This window comes from Photobacterium damselae, from assembly GCF_003026815.1.
GTDB classification, from domain to species: Bacteria; Pseudomonadota; Gammaproteobacteria; order Enterobacterales; family Vibrionaceae; genus Photobacterium; species Photobacterium damselae.
Genome location: NZ_PYOG01000005.1, coordinates 200,314 through 221,688, shown reverse-complemented (window position 1 = coordinate 221,688; position 21,375 = coordinate 200,314). Strand labels below are relative to the sequence as shown.

Below are 21,375 nucleotides of genomic sequence, written 5' to 3'. Positions count from 1 at the left end.
ACGTAGGTTTTCCTGAGGCTATGTTATTGATTGTTTTATGTTATTTACGATTTGTCCATTTACGGCTTGGTTGATCACCAAGGGTGGTTTTACCAGGACAAACACGTTTTACCGGGCATTTTTTACATCCCCATATTGCTGCGTAGGGACACACCGCCAGTTTCTGGTTTTGATTCTTCATGGTTAGCTCTCACATTACTTAGCAACAAGCAGCATTGCTTTTTAAATCATAATCACCCCAGTAACTATAGGTCGAAAAAATAGACAGTTCGTTCTAATTTTATGAATGTTATTAAAGAGAGAAAATGAAAGAATTGCGTGATCTCTGTCGATTTTAGAAAGAGAGATCTAATTTTGCTTGCTACTCTCAAAGCAGAGTCACTTTTTATGAACTCATTTGGATAATAAATCTGGATTTTGTTTTGCTACAGGAATGTACCCATGCCAAGTGTTTCACTACTGGATTTTAGTTTTTTGTTTTTTGAGTCGCAGCAAACACCAATGCATGTTATTGGTCTGGTTGTTCTTGATCCACCCAAAGAGCATAAACATCACTATGCGCAAGATCTCTATGCTGCTTTATTGCAAGAGACTAAAGTGAGCGCTCCTTTTAATTGGCGACTACAGTGGTCTATAACTGGAAAACCAAGTTGGCAGCAATTAAAGTCGGTGAATTTAGATGATCATCTGCGTATTACCATGTTGCCATCGCCCGGAACAGAAGAACAATTACAAAAAGTGGTAGGGCGTATTCATGGTCAAACTTTAGATCGTAGCAAGCCGATGTGGGAAGTATGGATTATTGGCGGTTTGCAAGATGATAAAGTCGCTTTAGTTTTAAAGATCCATCACTCTATGGCTGATGGGATAAAAGCAAGTTCTATTTTTAACCGTAGTTGTGGTCTAACACCGGAAGAGTCGTTTAATAAACCGATGTGGCAGTTTGATTTAACAAAAACGGCGAAGGAAAGAGCACAAGAAAAACATTTAGCTGATCTAGTAACAAAAGCGGCGATTCAAGCCACAAGACAATTATCGCTCATTCCATCTATGTTTCGATTAGGCAGTAAATTGGCATTAAAAGCCCTTAACATTGCCGATTGTGATCTAAAATTGCCATTTACTGCGCCTAAAACCATACTTAATCTTAGCCCTAAACGCAGTCGAGCAGTGAGTACTGGTAAGTTTTCATTTGCTCAGCTCAATCATATTCGCAGTATCACGGGGGCATCGGTAAATGATGTGCTGTTTGCAATTAGTGATCAGGCATTAAACCGCTACCTAAATGATAGAGCGGTTCCACTTCGTAAGCCGTTGGTGGCGATGATGCCAATTAACTTACGTAAAGAAGGGGACGGCAGCAAAAGTAATCGTATGTCGATTGGTCATGTTGAGCTAGGTAAACGTGATTTAACGGTATTAGAGCGGCTTGAAACGATTCAACGTGCAACCGTCGATTTGAAAAATGAAGCGTTGAATATCTCACCAGATGCTTATGTGAACTACTCATTTTTGGTTAATGGTGTCTCACTAATTAGCGGTAAATTTGGCTTAAACAGCTTTGTACCACCAGCAAGTAATTTATTGATTTCAAATGTGCCAGGGCAAAAAGCAACGGCTTATTTTATGGGAGCAAAAGTAGATGCTCAATATCCAGTTTCACTGTTAATGCCTGGACAGACTCTTAATATAACGTTTTACAGCTATGCAGGGATGTTACATTACTCTTTGGTTGCTTGTAATCAATCATTACCCGGTTTTGAAGATATTGGTTCATACATGCAAGAAGCATTAGGCGATCTTGAAGCTGAAGTGATGGATGTCGCAATAGATGCTGTTGGTGAGCAGGTAAGTTTTCATGATGAAGAATCCCTTGCTTTAGAAATGGCTGTCGTGGCGGCAAGAGAGTCATTGAGGCCGACTGACAGTGCTTTTGATGTTATTTATCAGCAGAAGATGCAACGAGTTGAAGAGTTAGAGCGTCAATTAGCTCAACTGACAGCTGCTTTGGAAAATACCATTAAGCTCGATCCTAAATTGGTCGCGGTTAATGATGAAGATGTGAAAAAGAAAGTGGCGAAACCTCGTAAGCAGACTAAGAAGAAGGTTGAGTTAAGCGCTTAACTTTGAATGGGTAAAAATTGGTGGCAATAAAAAAGGCTCTTAGTGACAAACTTAAGAGCCTTATACCCCTAATTTCAGATAATAAGTAACGGAATACCTTAAACCACTTGGATATATGGAAAAGTTGGGTATATAAGGGAAAGGTATTAAGCGTAAACTTGGCTTAGTTGACTGACTTTATCAACGTATTGGGTTTGGGCATCTTCTTGGCTCATTCCTTTTAGCTCTTCCCAAGCCGCATATTTTGCACCGCCTTTAAGGTCAAAAAGACCTGGGCGTTTACCATGAACATCGCCTTCGGTTGCTTGTTTAAATAAGGCATACAGGCTAAGCAGTTCATCATTAGTAGGACGTTGAGTCAGTTGTTTAACATCTGCTTGTGCTTGTTCAAATTGGGCTTGTAAATTAGACATATTAAAGTTCCTTTTTATGCTTTTTGTTTCTTATGTTTTACTTTAACGCAATAATCTTTTTTGTCTGTAATTAATCTATAAAAATAATGCATGGATCACTTATTTTTCTATAGTTAAATTTATAAAAGTAAATATATTATCCTTATTTATCATTTGTTTGTTATAGAAGTTGTTGTAAATATTGAATTTTGTTGCTCATGGAGGGCGTATGTTCGATTATATTATTGTCGGGGCTGGATCTGCTGGGTGCGTTCTTGCTAATCGTCTATCAGCAAATTCTCATAACAAGGTGTGTTTAATTGAAGCCGGACCTCAAGATAAACACCCAATGATTCATGTCCCTCTAGGACTTATTGGTATGATGCACTCCAAGGTAATGAATTGGCGTTATTATACCGAGCCAGAACCTGCCCTTAATGAACGAAAACTATTTTGGCCACGAGGTAAAACGTTAGGAGGTAGCAGTTCATCAAACGCGATGTGTTATATTCGAGGCCACGCATCCGATTATGATCATTGGGCATCATTAGGTAACGCAGGTTGGAGTTACCAGGATGTTTTGCCTTATTTTCGTAAAGCTGAGCATCAAGAATTTGGTGAAGATATTTATCATGGCAGCAATGGCCCGTTGCATGTTTCGGAATTGCGTATTAAAAATCCACTTTCTCAAGCCTTTATCAAAGCCGCTAAACAAGCCGGTTTACGTTATAACGATGACTTTAATGGCCAGCAACAAGAGGGGGTTGGTTTTTATCAAGTGACACAAAAAAATGGTCAACGTTGTAGCAGTGCTGTCGCCTATTTACGAGAAGCTGAGACCAGAGATAATTTAACCATAATAACAAATGCTATGGTGAATAAAGTCTTAATCGATAATGGTGTTGCTGTTGGTGTCGAGTATCAACAAGGAGGTGAAATAAAAGCGGTTCATGCTCGTAAAGAAGTCATTTTAAGTGGCGGAGCAATAAACAGTCCTCAACTTCTAATGCTGTCTGGTATTGGTGATAAAGAACATCTTAATGCACATGGTATCGAATGTGTGGCTGATCTTCCCGGAGTGGGACAAAATCTGCAAGATCATCTCGATATTTTAGTGGTTACCCGTGAAAGAACATTCCATTCTGTCGGCTTTTCTCCTATTGCCATGCTGCGTGCTATTAAAGGGGCGTTTGATTATTGGCTATTTAGGCAAGGTAATTTCACCACTAATGTTGCAGAAGCGGGAGGTTTTTTAAAAACTGATGACGGGCTCGATAAACCCGATGTTCAGTTTCATTTTTCACCTTGTTTTTTAGATAATCATGGTTTGGATTTATTACAAACTGTCAAACATGGTTATTCTCTTCATGCTTGTTGTTTACGTCCAAAAAGCCGTGGTGTGTTGATGCTCCGAGACAGCAATCCGCAGAGCCCACCGATTCTACAACCCAATTATTTAAGTCATCCTGATGATATTGAAGTCATGCTAAAAGGCCTTAAAGTATCGCGCCAAATATTGGCTCAGAAAGCGTTTGACCATTATCGAGGCAAAGAAGCTTTTCCAGGAAAAGAGGTGGCGACAGATGATGAATTAAGATCCTTTATTCGTCAAAAAGCAGAGTCAATTTATCACCCAGTAGGGACTTGTAAGATGGGAAATGATAAAGCGGCAGTAGTAGACAGTTGCTTACGTGTTCGGGGGATAGATCAGTTAAGAGTCGTTGATGCTTCTATTATGCCAACCTTAATCGGGGGGAATACAAATGCCCCGACCATTATGATTGCAGAAAAAGCATCGGATCTTATTTTACAAGATAATATTTTTGAGGAATCGGATGAAATCACCTCAGTCGCTGTTTAATCAATGGCGCACTCATTGGCAAAATCAGAGCCAAGAGTGGAAAGATAAAATTGATATGCTTTTACCATCGGTTAGTAACGATATTGTATTGGCTGCTTTTAATGGCATGATGGGGGATAAGTTAGCCGCTCGTAATAGTCCTTATGCCATCACGATGGCACTCACCGATCAGGACCAAGTATTAAGCGATCAAACAAATGTGCTTAGTAAACAGTACCCGAATTTAAGTAATAAAGTTGTAGTCTGTGTCCATGGTTGGTGCATGTCAGATAAACAGTGGCTTTATCAGCAGCATGATCATGGACAAGCATTGAAGGCCTACGGTTATTCTCCGATTTATTTAAATTACAACACAGGTAAACATATCTCTTTAAACGGTGAAGAGTTTGCGTTTCGATTAGAGAAGTTATTACAAGCTTGGCCTGTCGCGATTGAAGAGTTGGTTATTATTGGTCACAGTATGGGGGGATTAGTGACCCGCAGTGCCTGTTATTATGCGAAAGAACATCAATTAAACTGGCTTTCACAACTAACGTCATTCATTACTCTTGGCACCCCGCATAACGGTGCGCCACTGGCTGAAATGGCAAATTGGATTGATGATAATGTTAAGCAAAAAGCGACTTTTAAGCTATTGAATCAATTAGCCGATATTCGTAGTGATGGTACTCGTGATCTGAGCTGTGGTTATATTATTCATCAAGATTGGACTCAAGATAGAGATCCCAAGCTAGATAAATATTTACCGCCCAATCCACCCAAAAAGAGATCGGAACTGCCTGAACATGTCCAGTGTTATGCCATTGCCTCATGCGTTACAAGTCGCCGAGTTGATCAACAGTTACATCTTATTGGAGATGGGTTAGTTCCTGTTACAAGTGCTTGGGGAATGAGTGAAAGTGGTTTGGTTGGCTTAGGGTACGGGGAATCGCATCGATTTCTGGCTGAAAAAGTGACGCATTTAGGACTTCTGAGCAGCCCTTTAGTATTAAATCAAATCGTTAATTGGTTAAACATAGCTCAGCAAAAAGACAAAAAATAAGATAGGATGTCAGTCCCAGCACAGGGGATAACTATTACAGTCCATTAGAGATTGATTGTGAAACGTATTTTATTTTTATGTACCGGTAATTCAGCACGCTCTCAGTTAGCTGAAGGCTTAATGCGCCATATGTGTCGAGAGCAAAATATCACTTATCAAGTGGCCAGCGCAGGTGTAAAACCCGAGGGTGTGGATCATCGGGTCGCGATAGTATTGGCTGAAAACGGTATTGATAGTGATGATCTTATCAGTCAATCAGTGGATGAATATCAAGATCAACATTTTGATGTCGTGATCACACTCTGCGATAAAGCCAATAACGAGTGTGCATTCTTTGATGATTCTGAAGCGTTTATTCATTGGGATTTTAAAGACCCAAAATCTGAAGAAGGCATTGATGGCTTTCGACGAGTATTCAATGAGCTAAAAGGGCGTATCGCACTTTTCTTATTATTAAACGGTGAAGACTCAAGTGATGTTTTGGGACCTGTTGAACTGTTTAAAGTCATGAGTGATCCACTCCGTTTACGAATTTTAATGTTACTGGTTGATGAAAAAGCGCTTTCCGTTTCTGATTTAACCTCGGTATTGGAAGTAAGTCAGCCTAAAGTTTCTCGTCATCTTGCTCTGTTAAGAGATAGCGGTATTTTGCAGATAGAACGCCAAGGTTTATGGATTTTCTATCAATTATCTAATCAGCTACCAATATGGATTAAACATACGTTAGACACAGTAAGAACGGGTAATCCAGATATTATCAATCACGAGAAAAAACTGCTGCGTCACTTAGGCATAAAGAAAAAAAACTAAAAATAGGTTCTTTAATGTTGCGAAAAGGCTTGTTAGTGCTATGTCATTAACAGGCCTTTTTTATTTATGTATTAATAAAAATGATGACAAGTTAGCCTAAAAAAAGTATATATACGATATTCCATATATATGGTTTGTCGAATATTGATTAGGTAATAAGTGGAGAACATAAGATGACGATAAAAGTGGGTATTAATGGTTTTGGACGTATTGGTCGTTTAACGATGCGCGCTGCATTTGATTGGCCGGAGATTGAAGTTGTTCAAATTAATGATGTAGCCGGCGATACAGCAACCTTAGCTCACTTATTAGAGTTTGATTCAGTTCAAGGTCGATGGAATAAGACTGTTGCTGTTGATGGTCAGACAATGCTTATTAACGGCAAAGCCATCACTTGTAGCCAAGAAAAAGAGATTACGGCTGTAGATTGGTCTGGTTGCGATGTCGTGTTAGAAGCAACAGGTGTTCATCGTAATAAAGCATTGCTCGATCAATATATTGCGCAGGGTGTAAAGCGAGTTGTCGTCTCAGCCCCTGTTAAACATCCTGATGTACAAAATATTGTGGTTGGTGTTAATGACAACCTATTTGAGCCGGAGAAACACACTATAGTGACTGCGGCATCATGCACAACCAACTGTATTGCTCCAATCGTCAAAGTGATCAATGAGCACTTTACCATTGAGCAATCTTCTTTTACGACAATTCATGATTTAACAAATACACAAACTATTTTAGATGCACCGCATAAAGATCTTCGTCGTGCTCGCGCTTGTGGTATGAGCTTAATTCCAACCACAACGGGTTCTGCCAAAGCCATTATCGATATTTTCCCTGAACTTGATGGCAAAATTGATGGCCATGCTGTTCGTGTACCGCTTGCTAATGCTTCCATGACCGACATTATTTTTAACCTGGCTGAAGAGACGAGTGTTGATGAGATCAATACATTGCTACAGCAAGCTGCTGACAATGAGCTATCGGGCATCTTAGGTTTTGAAGCTCGTCCCTTAGTCTCTATCGATTATAAAGGGGAGCAGCGTTCGACCGTTGTTGATGCACTTTCAACCATGGTGGTGAATGGGCGAATGGTGAAAATCTATGCTTGGTACGATAATGAAATGGGATATGCAACGCGCACAGCTGAATTGGTTCGTAAAGTTGGTTTAGCAGATAAAATACAATAATACAAAAGAGCATAAAAAATAGTATAAACTCGATAAAATCATGATCTTAGGAGAAAGAGATAATGGAACATCCGGTATGGTTTTTACCCGTAGATAAAGCAAAAGGGCAATTGGTTCTTACTCCGTGCCCAGGAACAAAAGGGGTATCGCTTGATGCGTCTTTACAACAATTAAAGCAGCAAGGTGTGAAAGCCATTGTGACCGCATTAAGCCAAGCTGAGCTAGAGAGCAAAGGAGTTGGCTTGCTGGGGGAGAAAGCCCAAGAACTCGGTATGAAATGGTTTTCTTTACCTATTGATGATGATGCGGTACCCGATGAACATTTCGTTACTCAATGGCAAGCGGTATCTTCTCAATTGCATCAAGTTATTGAAAATCAAGACAATGTTATGTTGCACTGTATGGGTGGTTCGGGTCGTACAGGTTTGTTGGCTGCTCACTTGTTATTGGAATATGGATGGAATATCGACACGATTATTGAACAAGTTCAAGCATTAAGGCCAAATGCGTTTACCCTTGCTGATCAACAACACTATGTTCAGCAATTGGCAAACGTAAAGCAATAATCGCGCACAGAATCCAGCATTTGAAATATCATAATTAGGTTTTTTGACTATGTTCTCAACCATTCCTGCTAATGTTCGTCAATACATGTTGGTGACATTTAATTATTGGAATTTTACCGTTACCGATGGCGCTTTACGTATGCTGGTGGTGCTGTATTTTCATCAGCTAGGTTATTCGCCATTAGAAATCGCCTCTTTATTCTTGTTCTATGAGTTTTTTGGGGTGATTACTAACTTGATTGGTGGTTGGTTGGGAGCCAAACTTGGTCTAAATCGCACTATGAATATCGGGTTGGCGCTACAAATAATTGCATTGAGTATGCTTGCAGTGCCCACTGATATGTTAACGGTAATTTGGGTCATGCTCGCGCAAGCAATCTCAGGTATTGCTAAAGATCTCAATAAAATGAGTGCCAAAAGCGCCATTAAAACATTGGTACCAAGTGGCGAACAGGGCGCCCTCTATAAATGGATTGCCATTCTGACAGGCTCTAAAAATGCTTTAAAAGGTGCGGGCTTCTTTTTAGGCGGTTTCCTTTTGTCATGGTTAGGTTTTTCTGGTGCGGTTATAGCGATGGCGGGCGTTTTACTTGCGGTATTTATCCTTAGTCTCTGCTATTTAAAAGGAGATTTAGGCAAAGCTAAGCAAAAAGTGAAATTCAGTCAGATTTTCTCAAAAAGCCCGAGTGTGAATATTTTATCTGCGGCTCGAATGTTTCTATTTGGCGCTCGTGATGTTTGGTTTGTTATTGCTCTACCTATCTACCTTGGTCAAGTATTTGGTTGGGATCATCTCTGGGTTGGTGGCTTTATTGCTCTTTGGATCATTGGATATGGTATTGTTCAAACCCTTGCTCCTAAGGTTACTGGAAAAGCACAAGGTAAAACACCCGATGGTCGAGCTGCAATGGGCTGGGCTGGCTTGCTAGCAACCGTAACTGCTCTGATTGCGCTTCTTGTCACCTTTAACCTTTCTCCTCAAATCACTATTGCATTGGGCCTTATGATTTTTGGTGCCATTTTCGCGGTTAACTCATCATTACATTCGTATTTGATTGTTAGCTATGCCAAAGAAGATGGCGTCAGCTTAGATGTGGGTTTCTATTATATGGCTAATGCAATGGGGCGTTTAATGGGTACCCTTTTATCCGGCTGGATCTATCAAACTCAGGGTTTTGTTGCTTGTTTATGGGTATCGGTAGTGTTTTTGGTATTAACAACAATTATTTCTGTTTGGCTACCAAAACAGAGTGTTTCTACATCTCACACTTCTATCTCTTAGTAATCTATAGTGTGTCATGTTATAAAGATAAGAAAATTACTAAGTGGAATAATAGTGCATGCAAGCAATCTGTTTTGATTTTGATGGAACCTTAGTCGACTCCGAAGTTTTTCACGCGGCAAATTGGTCGCTTTATATGGCAAGCCATGATGTTGAGTTATCGGCAGATGTTTTCATGCATAAGTACGCAGGGGTAACATGGCCAAATATTGCCAAGATCCTGATTGAAAAATTTCAGCTTAACATTGAACCACAACAGATTGTGGATGATATGGAAGCGCTAACTGAAGAGCAAATTCGAGCGAAAGGTATTCCCGCGAAAGAGGGGGCTGAGACTTTGTTAAAGCAGCTAACTGGTAAAGTACCATTGGCTGTTGTTACAGGGGCTCCGCGCATCTATGTTGAAGGAATTCTAGCGCAAAAAGGTTGGTTAGAGTGGTTTGATGTTATCTTTACAGGGGACGATGTCGAACACAATAAGCCTGCTCCAGATATCTATCAGCTAGCATGTCAGCACTTTGAACTACCTACGGAATCTGTAATTGCGGTGGAAGATAGTACAACAGGGGCGACGTCTGCATTAACTGCAGGGCTTAAGACAATTTTTGTAAATACGATTAATTTGCCAATAAGTGGGCAAGCTGCTCGACATTTTTCTGATTTAATTGAAGCTCAACCAACAATTTGTGCCATGCTAAGTCTTGATTGTGACAAAAATAACAAGCAACATGTGGCCTAATGAACGACTAACCTTTGGGTTATAACTCTCTTAGCGGTAAGAACAGGATAAAAATGGAAAACCAAGACGAAATCATGACAGGCGATATGCTGGTTGAAACAGTAGAAAACCAACTAGCAGATAGTAATCCTATTGTTGTGAAAGAGACTTTAATGCGTCTTATGATGACAGGTACATCTCGCGAAGACGCTATTGAAATGATGGCTTGTGCGCTATCAATTGAAGTGTTTGACGTAATGAAAAACGAAGGTAAATTTGACCTAAAACGTTACAGTGAAAATCTGTCAGCACTACCAGATATGCCATGGACAGATGACGAGTAATCATCAATCCTGATTAAAATTTATCGAAACAAAAACGATAGATTTAAATAAGGCGAGTGAGTGGTTTAGTACTCTTAGTGGGTATTAAATTACTCGCTCGCTTTTTGTTTTGTGGTAAATATCTTAAGTACATCCTCCTGTTATTTCTGTTATCTGCAATGTGTTTATCTGTATTTCAATATGTAACTAGATGCTAACTCTTATTTTGTGGGTTTGTATGGCTTTATATCATGTGATCTTAATCAAGTTTGGTTTAATCAACTAGGTTCTAAACTATACTTAGATTGATTTGTTAATTATTGTTTAAATTATGGTTACACATTCTGCTTTAATTCCATTATCGTATTTTTAGCGGTTTGCTAATGCTGGTAGACGAGACTGCGAGGATAGAACAATGATTATCGGTGTACCTAAAGAGATTAAAGTTCATGAGTATCGAGTAGGGATGATCCCTGCATCGGTTGTTGAAGCGGTTGCACATGGCCATAAAGTGTATGTAGAAACACTGGCTGGACAAGGTATTGGTTTTAGCGATCAAGACTATGTTGATGCTGGGGCCCTCATTTTACCAAGCGCTGCTGCCGTATTCGCTGAAGCAGATATGATCGTAAAAGTAAAAGAGCCTCAAGCTATTGAACGGGCGATGTTGCGAGAAGGGCAGATTCTTTTCACCTATCTACATTTAGCTCCCGATCCTGAGCAAACTCATGACTTAATCAATAGTAAGGCGATTTGTATTGCTTATGAAACGGTAACTGATGATAAAGGTCGCCTACCTTTGCTTGCACCTATGTCTGAGGTTGCTGGGCGGATGTCAATTCAAGCTGGCGCTTTAGCACTTGAAAAATCTCATGGTGGTAAAGGTCTATTACTGGCTGGTGTCCCTGGAGTAGAGCCGGCAAAGGTGGTTATTTTAGGCGGTGGGGTTGTTGGAGCTAACGCTGCACAAATGGCGATTGGTTTACGTGCCAATGTTGTGATTCTTGATCGTAATTTGGATGTATTGCGCCAATTAGATCAACAGTTTTCAGGACAGGTACAATGTATTTATTCGACGAAAGAATCTGTCGAAAAGCATGTTTTAGATGCAGATCTTGTCGTTGGGTGTGTGCTAGTTGCTGGCGCTGCGGCACCAAAACTGGTTACTGCCGATATGATCAAAAAGATGCAACCGGCTCGGCCATTGTGGATGTAGCGATTGATCAAGGTGGGTGTGTCGAAACGTCACATCCAACAACACATAATGATCCTACTTATATGGTGGATGATGTGGTTCACTATTGTGTTGCGAATATGCCTGGGGCGGTGGCAAGAACATCAACCTTTGCCCTTAATAATGCCACCTTGCCATATATACTCAAGCTCGCAAATATGGGTTATAAGAAAGCGCTTCAACATGATAAACATCTGCTTAATGGGTTAAATGTTTATCGTGGAAAAGTAACCTGTGAAAGTGTATCTACGGCTCTAGATTTACCTTATTACCCTGCAGATAAAGCGATAAACTAACCAACGCCTAAAATGAACGCCCAAATTACATGATAGATTTGGGCGTTATTATCTGGGCCAAAGATGTTTAGTCTCGCGTAGAAAACTTATTAAAGCTCTTCTGCTAAATGAGGCGTAACTAATCGCTCTAACATTGCCAAAGAGGCTTGATGATCTTCATAGCTATGTGAAGCACACGCATCTGTGATCAGATGAACTTGATAGTCTCTATCGTGGGCATCACGTACCGCACTTTGAATTGCCCAACTGGTGCTAACACCACAAAAGTATAGCTGCTCGATTTTATTTGCCCGCAACATAGCATCAAGAGAAGTATTGTAGAATGGGTTTACTCTTGGCTTAATCACAACAGAGTCATGAGGTTGAACATCAAGATCACAATGGAATTCAGTTCCCCATCCTGACAGATTTAAAGCGCCAAACTGATCCGCTTTGCCAAATATAGGAGAGTGCTTTGGTTGGGCAAAATAATTGTCTTGAAAACCAACTTTTACAAAAATGACTGGAATGTGTTGGTTTCTTGCCCATGAAATCGCAAGATTGGCTTTATCAATGACACGATGAGTTTTTACTTGTTCTGCACAACTAGGGATTTTTCCTTTTGCATCAACAATATCGTTAATAAAATCAATGGCAATTAATGCTTTATTCATTATAGGCTCTTTATCAAATTAAATGCTGTCTTGATTATAGATGGATTTTATAGATGGATTATAAGTTTGAAGTGAAAAGTGATTTTGCAATAAAAAAGCCCTAATACTGAGTAAGTAATTAGGGCTTATTTTTAAAATAACAGATTAACCATAAGCAAAGATGACACTACCACCTTTAATGGTATCGATAATTTTCCTAGCTAATTGTGGAGGAAGAGCAGGGCATCCCCAACTGCGACCTAAATAACCATTATGTTTAATAAAAGCTTCAGTTGCGTATTTTGCACCATGAATCACAATATAGCGTTTTAAAGCATTGGTATTTTTTCCTCTTGTAAGACCTTGTAACTTAAGAGAATAACCATTGCTTCCATTATATGTGGTGGCTGTTAGATAAGTTCCTAATGAGGTTTTATGCGAATCTACCGTATTAGAAAAATTCTTAGCCATTAATAAACCACTATTAACACCATGGGCAACATAGGTTTTATACAATAGTTTATTTCTTTTTAAATCAATAACATAAAAGCGTTTTTCGTTAGACGGTTTACTGTAGTCAATAATTGTCAGTAACGATTTTTTCTTTCCTTTGATTTTGTTATATGCGTTAAAGCCTTTCTTAAATGCTTCGTAGTCTACAATGCCGTTGAGCTTCGCTTTTTCATAAACATACTCAACCACAATGTCTGAATTCTTTCGCTCAGTATATGAGTGGTGGTGTACTACATTACTTGCATAGGCTTGAAGAGGCATATAACTAAACATCAAAAGGAATAGAGCAAGTGCTTTTTTCATATCCTTTTAAATCTCTCTTCAATACAACCAAATTTGAAAATGAGTGCCGACTCTAGCATAAAAAATAATAAAATTAAGTCCTAGGTATGTAAAAATTAGTGCATTTTTTTGTGGACATATTCGCTATAAAATAATGAACAATGTTCTTCTATTTAAATAACATAGAGTTATTTTTTTGAACATAGTATTTAATGCTAATACTGATAGTTTTAATTGTCTTAAGTAAATGTGATGCAGGGCAGGCTTTATATTCTGTTTTATTGATAAGTACTCTCGTTTATTGATAGCTGAGAGTTGTTCTGAAAAGTACTGATGTTTATTGAACGTGGGGTTCTAGCTCAAATTCAGCAGTGTATACCCAAGTAACCTCGCACCTTGAAGTCACTTGAGTATATCTGTTGATAGAATAAAAAAGCGCGAGACTTAATACTCGCGCTTAAAGTAGGTGTTGGTAGAGGGTAATAAATTAAATCTTACACACTTTTGACCAACTGCCATCACTACCAGGAACTGAACTTGTCCACCAGTTAGCTTTATAGATAACACCGTTATAAATTAGTTGATCACCTGTATTGGCATGGGATGGGTTACCAGCCCAATCTGCTTGAGGCCAATCTGGATAAGTGTTAACGCCTGCTGTATCGCAAGTACCACCATCACCGCCGCCTCCTTCGCCACCACCAGTGGTTAGATCACCAAGAGGTAAATCTGGTTGTTCAAACTTAAAGGCGTACTCTTTACCATTAACAATCACTACATAGTTAGCTGGCCCAGTAATTGGTAAGTAGTAAACCATATCCAGCTCATAGCTTTCACCGGCAGGTAGAGACTTCCATTTTGGTAGTGTAAAGGCAACGCGATGCATGACACCTTCAAGACCGCCAATGTTATTCGCTTTTGTATGGCCAGAAGCAATGACTTTCAATCCACCGCCTGACTGATCTTTTGCGTTATCAGGTGCTGAAGTAGGGATATCAAATTGGAACTCAGTACCACCAGGTAGATCAACACCGGTATTATTAGTAAATGTGATCTTAGGATTAATTGGATAGTTCTGATCGCCTACTTTAAAGCCTCCAACGGATACTGCGATATCAGCTGCCTCAGTTGGAATAGCGCCAGTTGCAACAGTATTGCCATAAGGAGAGGCAGACTTAAACTTCTCATAGATGGCTTTCGTCATGGTATTACCCATGTGGTATTCACCGTTACCCGATGCACAAGCTTTTTCTGTTGCATCAATGGTTGCTGTACGCTTGCCATTGTCATCAAGTAGGTAACAGCTGTAGTCACCAGCCAGTTCCCAGAACATGATGCCGCCAATCTCTTTATCGATAATGTAGTCTGCTTTTACACTGACAGAGGCTTTATCTTCGGTTGATAGGAATACGCTTTTCTCTGCGTTCCATAACCAAGGAGCAACGGCAACAGAGTCGTAGTTACGAGAGTATGTTCCAACCAATTTATCATCAGGATCATTTGCTGGATCCAACCCGTAGGCCGCAGCATATGAGCCAAATACGCCATGCTCTAAGTTTTTAGCATGCCACATAGGGTTAGAGCCTGCACCCATCTCTTTTCCTTGAGGGTCGAGGTCATGCCACATGTTATCAATACCGATGGCACCATAACCGCAGTTATTTTTCTCGCCTTCTCCTGTACCTGGTGCACATTCAGACTGATTTGGTAGTGGTGCTTTACCCCAAAGACCATTTTCTCCGCCCGTAACGCCTTGCCAGCCACGAGTATAGTATGGAACACCGATATTAATTCGACCTGCTGGCATTGAACCGCGGAAATAATGGTAAGCCCAGTCAGTATTTAAGTAGCCGATACCGCCATATGCCGCCGTGCCATAAACATTCCATGCCGCCAGTTCTGAGTCTTTTCCGGTATCAAATAGAGCAGCGTTGTGACCTACGTGATCATTCCATGCGCCATGGAGATCGTAAGACATGATGTTAACGTAGTCGAGGTACTGAGTAACATCGAATGTTTCCATTCCGCGTAATAGATAACCTGAAGATGGTGCTGCGATAGTGAGCATGTAATGGATGCCATCTTGAGCCGACGCCGCATCTAGTTTCTCACGCAGAACTTTCATTAATTCCTGGTACGAAGCCCATAGATATGGACGGCGCGGTTCCATGAACTCTTTATCGTATGGGTTACCAGCACCTGCCATTGAGGTCGGATATTCGTAGTCAATGTCGAGACCGTCGAATTTGTATTTGCGCATCATTTCAACAGCTGATGCCGCAAACTTCTCGATACCCGCATGATTAATTGAGCCATCAGCATTGGTGGTCATTGTATAGAAACCGCCATCAGCAACACGATCGCCATTAGTATCAAAGTGTCCGCCAGTTTCTGCCCAACCACCGATAGAGATGAGCGTCTTAACATCATGTTTTACCTTAGCGGTAGCAAGTGCTCCAAAGTGGCCTTTAAAGCCAAGAGCTGGGTCGATTTCAACACCATCCCACTCCATGCCAACGGCCGCACTTTTAGGGTCGTTGACATCACCAATATTCACTTTACCATCTGCGCCAATGCTGACGAAAGCGTAGTTAATATGGGTAAGCTGTTCCCACGGAATATCACTGACAAGATAGCTACTTTGTGGGTCATTACCTGCACGCCAACTTGTGAAATAACCGATAACACGTCGAGGGTGATCGGCTCCCATCATTTCTCGGCCATCTTCATCATAAATAGAACAGTAAGGAACGTTAATCCCTTCTGTTTGATAGAGTCCATCTGGGCGGCAGCTCTTAACCATTGGCGCGCCAATAACCGTGATCGTTTGGGCTGTAGAAATGGTTATCGCACCTTGGTTATCAATGGCTTTTGCGGTGATTGAAAGCTGACCTGATGTATTGGCTGTGTAATCTAAAGTGTAAGGTTCAGTAGCGGCAGTTCCGATTAATTTGTTGTTAGCATAAAAATCGACTTTTTCAACAGTACCATCACTGTCGGTGGCAGTTGCAGTAAGCGTAACAACTTGCCCTTGATCTACTTCAGTTGCCGATAATGTGAAATCAACACTTGGTGGCACATTCGCCGTATCTTGAGCGCTAAAAGAGAGTTGCGATTCAGTTGTTGCACCTTGGTCATCGAAAACTTTTGCCACTAGAGTGTGCTGACCTGTAGTTGCGGTCCATTGAGATGTGTATGGAGCCGTTGCTGATGTTGCATGTAATTGTCCATTAATAAAGAATTCAACTTTAGTAACGGAGCCATCACTATCGGTCGCGTTGGCTGATAAGGTAACAAGATCGCCCGTAGTAAAGACTTGGTTAGAGGTTGGGGCGGTAATATCGATAGAAGGCAATACATTATCTGTAGGAGGGGTTGTATCTGTGTCGCAGCTATCGATTAGATTCCATTCGTCATAAGGACCGGTATTTTTATCTGGGCTATTATTTTGTGTCCAATAGTTTGCTTTGTAAGCTTTACTATTTTGTTGGACTTGATCACCGCCAACGTAAACTTTTCCCGCTTCCCATTCAGCAAGATTGGTACAATCTATGGCTGCCTGAGCATTAAATGCCAGTAAGCACGATGCCGTTAGGGTGCTGAGGGTGAAAATACGTTTGGTTATCGTTCCTTGCTTTTGGTGAACCATGTATTCATCCTTTTATTGAGGTTAATTGTTCTAATAACTTCTGCTTCTTCGAAAAAAAACTATAGGTGAATACTATAAATATGCATTAAGAAATCGTTCGTTTTTCATTCGACTTCGCATACTTATGCTTGTTTTATGTAACAAACATGTTCTTATTTTGTATCAATAACTAATAATTTATTGAGTGCTTTCTCATTAGGTAAGAGAGTCTAAGAATGAATTAATAAGCAGTATGTTGCATTTTGCTGGTGGGTGGTTTGTAGATGAAAATAGTAGAAGAAGTGGGATGAAAGCCGAAAATATAATCATTGGACTCGATTTGGCTTATCGAGTCCAATGACTAAAATGAGTATTGTTCCTGCGGTGTTAACATATTGGATAGAGGTTATTGACGCTGATTGAAACGAAAGAAAATACGTCTATCTAATCTAAGAGCGAACTCTTTTCCTAATTATTTTATAACACGCAATTATTGGATTTTCTTTTTAAATGCTTCACGAGTAGTCGCGTCTGCTTGGCTCCACCAGTAATTTAGCATCTTCGCTGCGGTCTCTTGAGCTTTGCCTTTTTGAGTTGCTGGGTAATCTGCTGGGTTTATTGTCGCTGGAAGTACAACCACGCTTGGTAGGCTTGCTAGAGCCGCAGGTCCATTTGTTTGATTGTATTTTGCTATTTCAACTTCGTAGTTACGGCCAATTTGAAACCCTTTTTTCATTAGCTTATCTTGCTCAAAGCTAATGTTATTACCTTGAGCATTCTTTAATGAAATTTGTGGATTTTCATTGAAGTTATCCGCTTGTTGCTCATTGCGAATTTGCGGCATAGTCAGGGTATATGTTGTATTATCACCAGCAAACTTCATGATAACAACATCAGACTCAAATGCTTGGAAATTGCCACCTTGACGGAAATTGCCGTTATAGCGCAGAGCAATCTGGTTTTCGCCATTAGGAAGTGTAATTGGGTCATTTCCTTTTGCTGACGCGCCATTAACCAGTACAAGTTCAGCATTATTTGGCAAATTTACTGTTACATCTGCAAGCGTTGAACAGCTAAAACCTGCCGCAGCAAGTACTAGGAAAAGAGAGTGCAGTTTCATATTAAGTCCTTGAAAATTATTAGCTCAAACCAAATTGATTAATAGAATAGTTACAAAGTAAATTGGTTATAGCAGCAATAACAATATTGTGCTTATTCTGGCTGAATTTAAGCTGAATGTTTAAGGAGTATATGCTTGATGAGAATAGAAACCAAGTGATGAGTTTCATATTTTTACTCAATAACTTAGTAATCAGTAGCGACGGAATATTCTTAAAGAAATAAAAAACCTATTAACTCGAAAGCCAATAGGTTTTTAGGAACTTGTAATATCAAACTGGCAAATTACTTAACGTAACAAGCAAAGCCTTTTAGATAGAAACCTTCAGGGTAAGCGCTATCTAATGGGTGATCAGCTGCTTGAGCAAAGCGTTCAATAAACTGAACATCACGTTTAGCATCTAATGCTGCATCTGCAATAATTTTCTGGAATAGGTTACCATCCATCAAACCAGAGCAAGAGTAGGTAAGTAGCATACCGCCTGGCTTGGTAATTTGCATTGCAAGCATGTTGATATCTTTGTAACCGCGACACGCACCAACAAGCTGAGACTTAGACTCTGCAAATTTAGGTGGATCCATAATGACAACATCAAACTGCTCGCCACGATCACGGTATTCACGAAGTAGCTTAAACACATCAGCATTTAAGAATTCAGCATTCTCAAGTGGATAGCCGTTCATTTCTGCGTTCATCTTCGCAGTATCAAGTGCAGGTTGAGAAACATCTACGTTTACAACTTGGCTTGCTCCGCCTTTAAGAGCGTACAGACCAAAGCCACCTGTGTAACAGAAGCAGTTAAGTACGCGCTTACCATTAACGTATTTAACGGCCGCTTCACGGCTATCACGTTGATCAAGGTAGAAGCCAGTTTTATGACCGCCTTTGATATCAACGTTAATTTTGACGCCATTTTCTTCAATAGTAACGAACTTAGGTGGCTCATTGCCTACTAAAACACCAGTACGCTGTGCTAAACCTTCTTTCTTACGAACCGCAACATCTGAGCGTTCGTATACATTACAAAGAGGGTAACAAATCTGAAGCGCTTCTACTAAGGCCTCTTTTTGGGCTTCTGCACCAGCACTTAATAGCTGACATACTAAGTAATCTTGATATTTATCGATGGTAATACCAGGAAGACCATCAGATTCAGCTGCAATTAGACGATAACCTGTTAGACCATCGCGAGCTGCAAGAACATCACGTAGCGCTTGAGCGGTTTGCAGACGGTTAACAAAAAACTCAACATCAATCTTTTCGTTTTTATTAAATGTCCAAACACGAACACGGATTTGTGATTGAGGTGAGTAAGCACCACGTGCAAGCCATTGGCCCTTGTTATCAAAAATTTCGACGGTATCACCTAGTTGTGGATCGCCTTCAACTCGCGCAATACCACGTGAAAATACCCAAGGGTGGCGACGAAGAAGAGATTTCTCGCGGCCTTTAACCAAATAAATAGAAGCTGTCATGACATACCCAGAATGGATTCGAATGGGGGCGTATTATACCGAAAAGTGTAAAAGATGCTACGGAGATCAAGTATCTGGATGATATTAAAAGCAAGGGAAGCAAACATAACAGACTGTGACGTGAGTATTGAGGGATATAAATACTTGGGTATAAACTAAAACCAGTGCATTTTAAATTTAAGGTGATGAGTATGTCTCAAATCTGCATGAAAGCGAACGTGAAAGGCGTAGTCCAAGGCGTGGGATTTCGTTTTCATACTGCTCACGAAGGATTGAAACTGGGGTTAACTGGATACGCCAAGAATCTCTCTGATGGCAGTGTTGAAGTAATCGCCTGTGGTCATGAGGAGAACGTACTGAAACTGATTAAATGGTTAGAGACAGGACCAAGGTCGGGACGTGTTGATTATCTCAATGCAGATGAAGTTGAGTGGCGTCGTATGGATGGGTTTCAAATTCTATAGTGAAACCGATAAATAAAAGGGGTACTACATTGTAATAAGGTCGATTGCAATGCAGTACTCATCAATTATTCTATTTGCTAAGTCGTATACCAATGATGATCAACGAATGTACGCCTTAGAGTACCAGTCGTTAGATACACTTTACTGGTTTTGGTAGGCCTGCAAGTTTTGTTGCTTGCTTTGCTGGGCCTTTAGGAAAGAGTTTATAGAGATAGCGCGAGCTACCTTTTTCTTCTCCATACTGTTTCGCCATAGCCTTAACCAGCATACGAATAGCAGGAGATGTATTAAACTCAAGATAAAACTCACGGACAAAGTGAATAACTTCCCAATGAGCTTCAGTCAGTTCAATTCCTTCTTCTTCGGCTAGTAGCGTTACTAGCTCTTTTGACCAATCATCAACATTTTTAAGATACCCTTGAGCATCTGTTTCGATTTGGTTGTCTTCAAACTCAAGCATAATAAGCCTCGATATAATTAATGGACGAAAGGATAAAATGAGCGTGGCATCGCTGCAAGTACAAATTATTGTCCATAAATAAAAAACGCCCACTCCAAGAGCAGGCGCTTTAATTTTATACGGTAATACCGAATTAGTCGTTACTATTCACCACACCTAAGATTTGAAGCAAGCTTAGGAATAGGTTGTAGATAGAAACGTATAGCGTCACAGTTGCTGAAATGTAGTTTGTCTCACCACCACGAACGATTGATTGCGTTGTAAGCAAAATCGCAGCAGATGAAAATAGAACAAACATACCACTAATCACAAGTGATAGAACAGACATCTGTAGGAAGATGTTAGCAATCACAGCAACAATAATCGCGATGAAACCAGCAAGCATCACGCCATTTAAGAATGACAAATCACGCTTTGTAGTTAGGGCATAAGCAGAACACGCTAAGAATGTTAGCGCTGTACCACCTAGAGCAGGAACAATTGCGCTACCTAGACCTGCACCTACGTACATATTTAGGATAGGACCTAGGGTGTAGCCCATAAAGCCTGTTAGTGCAAATACGCACACCAAACCTACACTGCTATCGCGGTTACGCTCAGTTAAGAATAGAAGGCCGTAAAAACCAACAAGGGTAACAATCCAGTGAACAGGTGGAAGGTTCATAGCCATTGCCACACCTGCAACAACTGCTGACCACAGTAGCGTCATGGATAGTAGGAAATAGGTATTTCGTAAAACCTTGTTTGTTGAAAGTACGCCTTCGTAGGAATTACGACTGACAATACGTTCGTTCATATGATAGTCCCCTTGGGATGTAAGAAATATTCTCGTTAACACATATATGAGGGTTTCAACCAATAAATGCAAGCTTTATATGTGCTTCATGACTGATTTTTTTGCATTAGCCCACAAGCTAACCCCTTGAACAACAGTATATTTCCATTTGTGTTTTTTATGTGAGTAAA

General features: G+C 40.2%; 19 protein-coding genes and 1 pseudogene. 11 read left to right on the top strand and 9 right to left on the bottom strand.

The genetic code is table 11. The annotated features are described in order from the left end of the window. Nucleotides 1-40: 40 nt before the first annotated feature. Nucleotides 41-181: a hypothetical protein gene (locus CTN07_RS22755; RefSeq protein WP_170107343.1), complete on the bottom strand. Its 141-nt coding sequence runs from the start codon at nucleotides 179-181 to the stop codon at nucleotides 41-43. A gap of 260 nt (nucleotides 182-441) precedes the next feature. Here CTN07_RS22755 and CTN07_RS07845 point away from each other — a divergent pair, with 260 nt between their 5' ends. Beyond that, entirely contained in the window at nucleotides 442-2,124 is a 1,683-nt protein-coding gene (locus CTN07_RS07845; protein WP_005299760.1) for a wax ester/triacylglycerol synthase family O-acyltransferase, read from the top strand. A 146-nt stretch (nucleotides 2,125-2,270) separates the two neighbouring features. On the opposite strand, the gene CTN07_RS07840 is transcribed toward CTN07_RS07845, so the two are convergent. After that, the gene (locus CTN07_RS07840) at nucleotides 2,271-2,537 is read right to left on the bottom strand and encodes an acyl-CoA-binding protein (protein ID WP_005299758.1); all 267 of its coding nucleotides are present in this window, start codon (nucleotides 2,535-2,537) and stop codon (nucleotides 2,271-2,273) included. Between the two features lie 208 nt (nucleotides 2,538-2,745). Here CTN07_RS07840 and CTN07_RS07835 point away from each other — a divergent pair, with 208 nt between their 5' ends. The 9 genes and pseudogenes from CTN07_RS07835 (at nucleotide 2,746) to ald (ending at nucleotide 11,835) form a co-directional block, all read left to right on the top strand. Beyond that, nucleotides 2,746-4,377: a GMC family oxidoreductase gene (locus CTN07_RS07835; RefSeq protein WP_005299756.1), complete on the top strand. Its 1,632-nt coding sequence runs from the start codon at nucleotides 2,746-2,748 to the stop codon at nucleotides 4,375-4,377. Next, nucleotides 4,352-5,419: an alpha/beta hydrolase gene (locus CTN07_RS07830; RefSeq protein WP_005299754.1), complete on the top strand. Its 1,068-nt coding sequence runs from the start codon at nucleotides 4,352-4,354 to the stop codon at nucleotides 5,417-5,419. Before CTN07_RS07835 ends, CTN07_RS07830 begins: the two co-directional genes overlap by 26 nt. 51 nt (nucleotides 5,420-5,470) lie before the next feature. Beyond that, the gene (locus CTN07_RS07825; RefSeq protein WP_036764011.1) at nucleotides 5,471-6,229 is read left to right on the top strand and encodes a metalloregulator ArsR/SmtB family transcription factor; all 759 of its coding nucleotides are present in this window, start codon (nucleotides 5,471-5,473) and stop codon (nucleotides 6,227-6,229) included. A 173-nt stretch (nucleotides 6,230-6,402) separates the two neighbouring features. Further along, nucleotides 6,403-7,416 carry an ArsJ-associated glyceraldehyde-3-phosphate dehydrogenase gene (locus CTN07_RS07820; protein ID WP_005299747.1) on the top strand — a complete coding sequence of 338 codons (1,014 nt, stop codon included), beginning with the start codon at nucleotides 6,403-6,405 and terminating at the stop codon, nucleotides 7,414-7,416. Nucleotides 7,417-7,478: 62 nt separating this feature from the next. Further along, nucleotides 7,479-7,982, top strand: a complete 504-nt coding sequence (locus CTN07_RS07815) for a cyclin-dependent kinase inhibitor 3 family protein (protein WP_036764008.1) — start codon at nucleotides 7,479-7,481, stop codon at nucleotides 7,980-7,982. A 49-nt stretch (nucleotides 7,983-8,031) separates the two neighbouring features. Then, the gene (arsJ, locus tag CTN07_RS07810; RefSeq protein WP_005299745.1) at nucleotides 8,032-9,264 is read left to right on the top strand and encodes an organoarsenical effux MFS transporter ArsJ; all 1,233 of its coding nucleotides are present in this window, start codon (nucleotides 8,032-8,034) and stop codon (nucleotides 9,262-9,264) included. 58 nt (nucleotides 9,265-9,322) lie between these two features. Continuing rightward, nucleotides 9,323-10,003 carry an HAD family hydrolase gene (locus tag CTN07_RS07805; RefSeq protein WP_005299744.1) on the top strand — a complete coding sequence of 227 codons (681 nt, stop codon included), beginning with the start codon at nucleotides 9,323-9,325 and terminating at the stop codon, nucleotides 10,001-10,003. 53 nt (nucleotides 10,004-10,056) lie between these two features. After that, entirely contained in the window at nucleotides 10,057-10,326 is a 270-nt protein-coding gene (locus CTN07_RS07800) for a hypothetical protein (protein ID WP_005299743.1), read from the top strand. 394 nt (nucleotides 10,327-10,720) lie between these two features. Then, nucleotides 10,721-11,835, top strand: a pseudogene (gene ald, locus CTN07_RS07795) (alanine dehydrogenase). Nucleotides 11,836-11,924: 89 nt separating this feature from the next. On the opposite strand, the gene CTN07_RS07790 reads toward ald, so the two are convergent. The 5 genes from CTN07_RS07790 to CTN07_RS07770 all read right to left on the bottom strand — a co-directional run bounded on the left by CTN07_RS07790 (nucleotide 11,925) and on the right by CTN07_RS07770 (nucleotide 19,485). Continuing rightward, nucleotides 11,925-12,488, bottom strand: a complete 564-nt coding sequence (locus tag CTN07_RS07790) for a cysteine hydrolase family protein (RefSeq protein ID WP_005299741.1) — start codon at nucleotides 12,486-12,488, stop codon at nucleotides 11,925-11,927. A gap of 144 nt (nucleotides 12,489-12,632) precedes the next feature. Beyond that, nucleotides 12,633-13,253 carry a murein L,D-transpeptidase catalytic domain family protein gene (locus tag CTN07_RS07785; RefSeq protein ID WP_370466070.1) on the bottom strand — a complete coding sequence of 207 codons (621 nt, stop codon included), beginning with the start codon at nucleotides 13,251-13,253 and terminating at the stop codon, nucleotides 12,633-12,635. 496 nt (nucleotides 13,254-13,749) lie between these two features. Continuing rightward, on the bottom strand, nucleotides 13,750-16,911 hold the full coding sequence (locus CTN07_RS07780; RefSeq protein ID WP_036764006.1) for a chitinase C-terminal domain-containing protein: 3,162 nt from the start codon (nucleotides 16,909-16,911) through the stop codon (nucleotides 13,750-13,752). Nucleotides 16,912-17,380: 469 nt separating this feature from the next. Then, nucleotides 17,381-18,010 carry a YccT family protein gene (locus CTN07_RS07775; RefSeq protein ID WP_005299737.1) on the bottom strand — a complete coding sequence of 210 codons (630 nt, stop codon included), beginning with the start codon at nucleotides 18,008-18,010 and terminating at the stop codon, nucleotides 17,381-17,383. 284 nt (nucleotides 18,011-18,294) lie between these two features. After that, on the bottom strand, nucleotides 18,295-19,485 hold the full coding sequence (locus CTN07_RS07770) for a class I SAM-dependent methyltransferase (protein WP_005299736.1): 1,191 nt from the start codon (nucleotides 19,483-19,485) through the stop codon (nucleotides 18,295-18,297). Between the two features lie 191 nt (nucleotides 19,486-19,676). Here CTN07_RS07770 and yccX point away from each other — a divergent pair, with 191 nt between their 5' ends. Then, nucleotides 19,677-19,949, top strand: a complete 273-nt coding sequence (gene yccX / locus CTN07_RS07765) for an acylphosphatase (protein ID WP_036764004.1) — start codon at nucleotides 19,677-19,679, stop codon at nucleotides 19,947-19,949. Between the two features lie 130 nt (nucleotides 19,950-20,079). Here the strand turns inward: yccX and tusE are convergent, their stop codons facing one another. Together tusE and CTN07_RS07755 are read right to left on the bottom strand one after the other, a co-directional pair. Beyond that, a complete protein-coding gene (gene tusE, locus CTN07_RS07760) occupies nucleotides 20,080-20,409 on the bottom strand; it encodes a sulfurtransferase TusE (RefSeq protein WP_005299735.1) in 330 nt (109 codons plus the stop codon). Nucleotides 20,410-20,542: 133 nt separating this feature from the next. Continuing rightward, nucleotides 20,543-21,205, bottom strand: a complete 663-nt coding sequence (locus tag CTN07_RS07755; protein WP_036764002.1) for a Bax inhibitor-1/YccA family protein — start codon at nucleotides 21,203-21,205, stop codon at nucleotides 20,543-20,545. Nucleotides 21,206-21,375: the final 170 nt, after the last annotated feature.

Coding starts and splice junctions, on each gene's coding strand:
- CTN07_RS22755 (WP_170107343.1), bottom strand. CDS start 181: ATGAAGAATCAAAACCAGAAACTGGCGGTGTGTCCCTACGCAGCAATA.
- CTN07_RS07845 (WP_005299760.1), top strand. CDS start 442: ATGCCAAGTGTTTCACTACTGGATTTTAGTTTTTTGTTTTTTGAGTCG.
- CTN07_RS07840 (WP_005299758.1), bottom strand. CDS start 2,537: ATGTCTAATTTACAAGCCCAATTTGAACAAGCACAAGCAGATGTTAAA.
- CTN07_RS07835 (WP_005299756.1), top strand. CDS start 2,746: ATGTTCGATTATATTATTGTCGGGGCTGGATCTGCTGGGTGCGTTCTT.
- CTN07_RS07830 (WP_005299754.1), top strand. CDS start 4,352: ATGAAATCACCTCAGTCGCTGTTTAATCAATGGCGCACTCATTGGCAA.
- CTN07_RS07820 (WP_005299747.1), top strand. CDS start 6,403: ATGACGATAAAAGTGGGTATTAATGGTTTTGGACGTATTGGTCGTTTA.
- CTN07_RS07815 (WP_036764008.1), top strand. CDS start 7,479: ATGGAACATCCGGTATGGTTTTTACCCGTAGATAAAGCAAAAGGGCAA.
- arsJ (WP_005299745.1), top strand. CDS start 8,032: ATGTTCTCAACCATTCCTGCTAATGTTCGTCAATACATGTTGGTGACA.
- CTN07_RS07805 (WP_005299744.1), top strand. CDS start 9,323: ATGCAAGCAATCTGTTTTGATTTTGATGGAACCTTAGTCGACTCCGAA.
- CTN07_RS07800 (WP_005299743.1), top strand. CDS start 10,057: ATGGAAAACCAAGACGAAATCATGACAGGCGATATGCTGGTTGAAACA.
- CTN07_RS07790 (WP_005299741.1), bottom strand. CDS start 12,488: ATGAATAAAGCATTAATTGCCATTGATTTTATTAACGATATTGTTGAT.
- CTN07_RS07785 (WP_370466070.1), bottom strand. CDS start 13,253: ATGTTTAGTTATATGCCTCTTCAAGCCTATGCAAGTAATGTAGTACAC.
- CTN07_RS07780 (WP_036764006.1), bottom strand. CDS start 16,911: ATGGTTCACCAAAAGCAAGGAACGATAACCAAACGTATTTTCACCCTC.
- CTN07_RS07775 (WP_005299737.1), bottom strand. CDS start 18,010: ATGAAACTGCACTCTCTTTTCCTAGTACTTGCTGCGGCAGGTTTTAGC.
- CTN07_RS07770 (WP_005299736.1), bottom strand. CDS start 19,485: ATGACAGCTTCTATTTATTTGGTTAAAGGCCGCGAGAAATCTCTTCTT.
- yccX (WP_036764004.1), top strand. CDS start 19,677: ATGTCTCAAATCTGCATGAAAGCGAACGTGAAAGGCGTAGTCCAAGGC.
- tusE (WP_005299735.1), bottom strand. CDS start 20,409: ATGCTTGAGTTTGAAGACAACCAAATCGAAACAGATGCTCAAGGGTAT.
- CTN07_RS07755 (WP_036764002.1), bottom strand. CDS start 21,205: ATGAACGAACGTATTGTCAGTCGTAATTCCTACGAAGGCGTACTTTCA.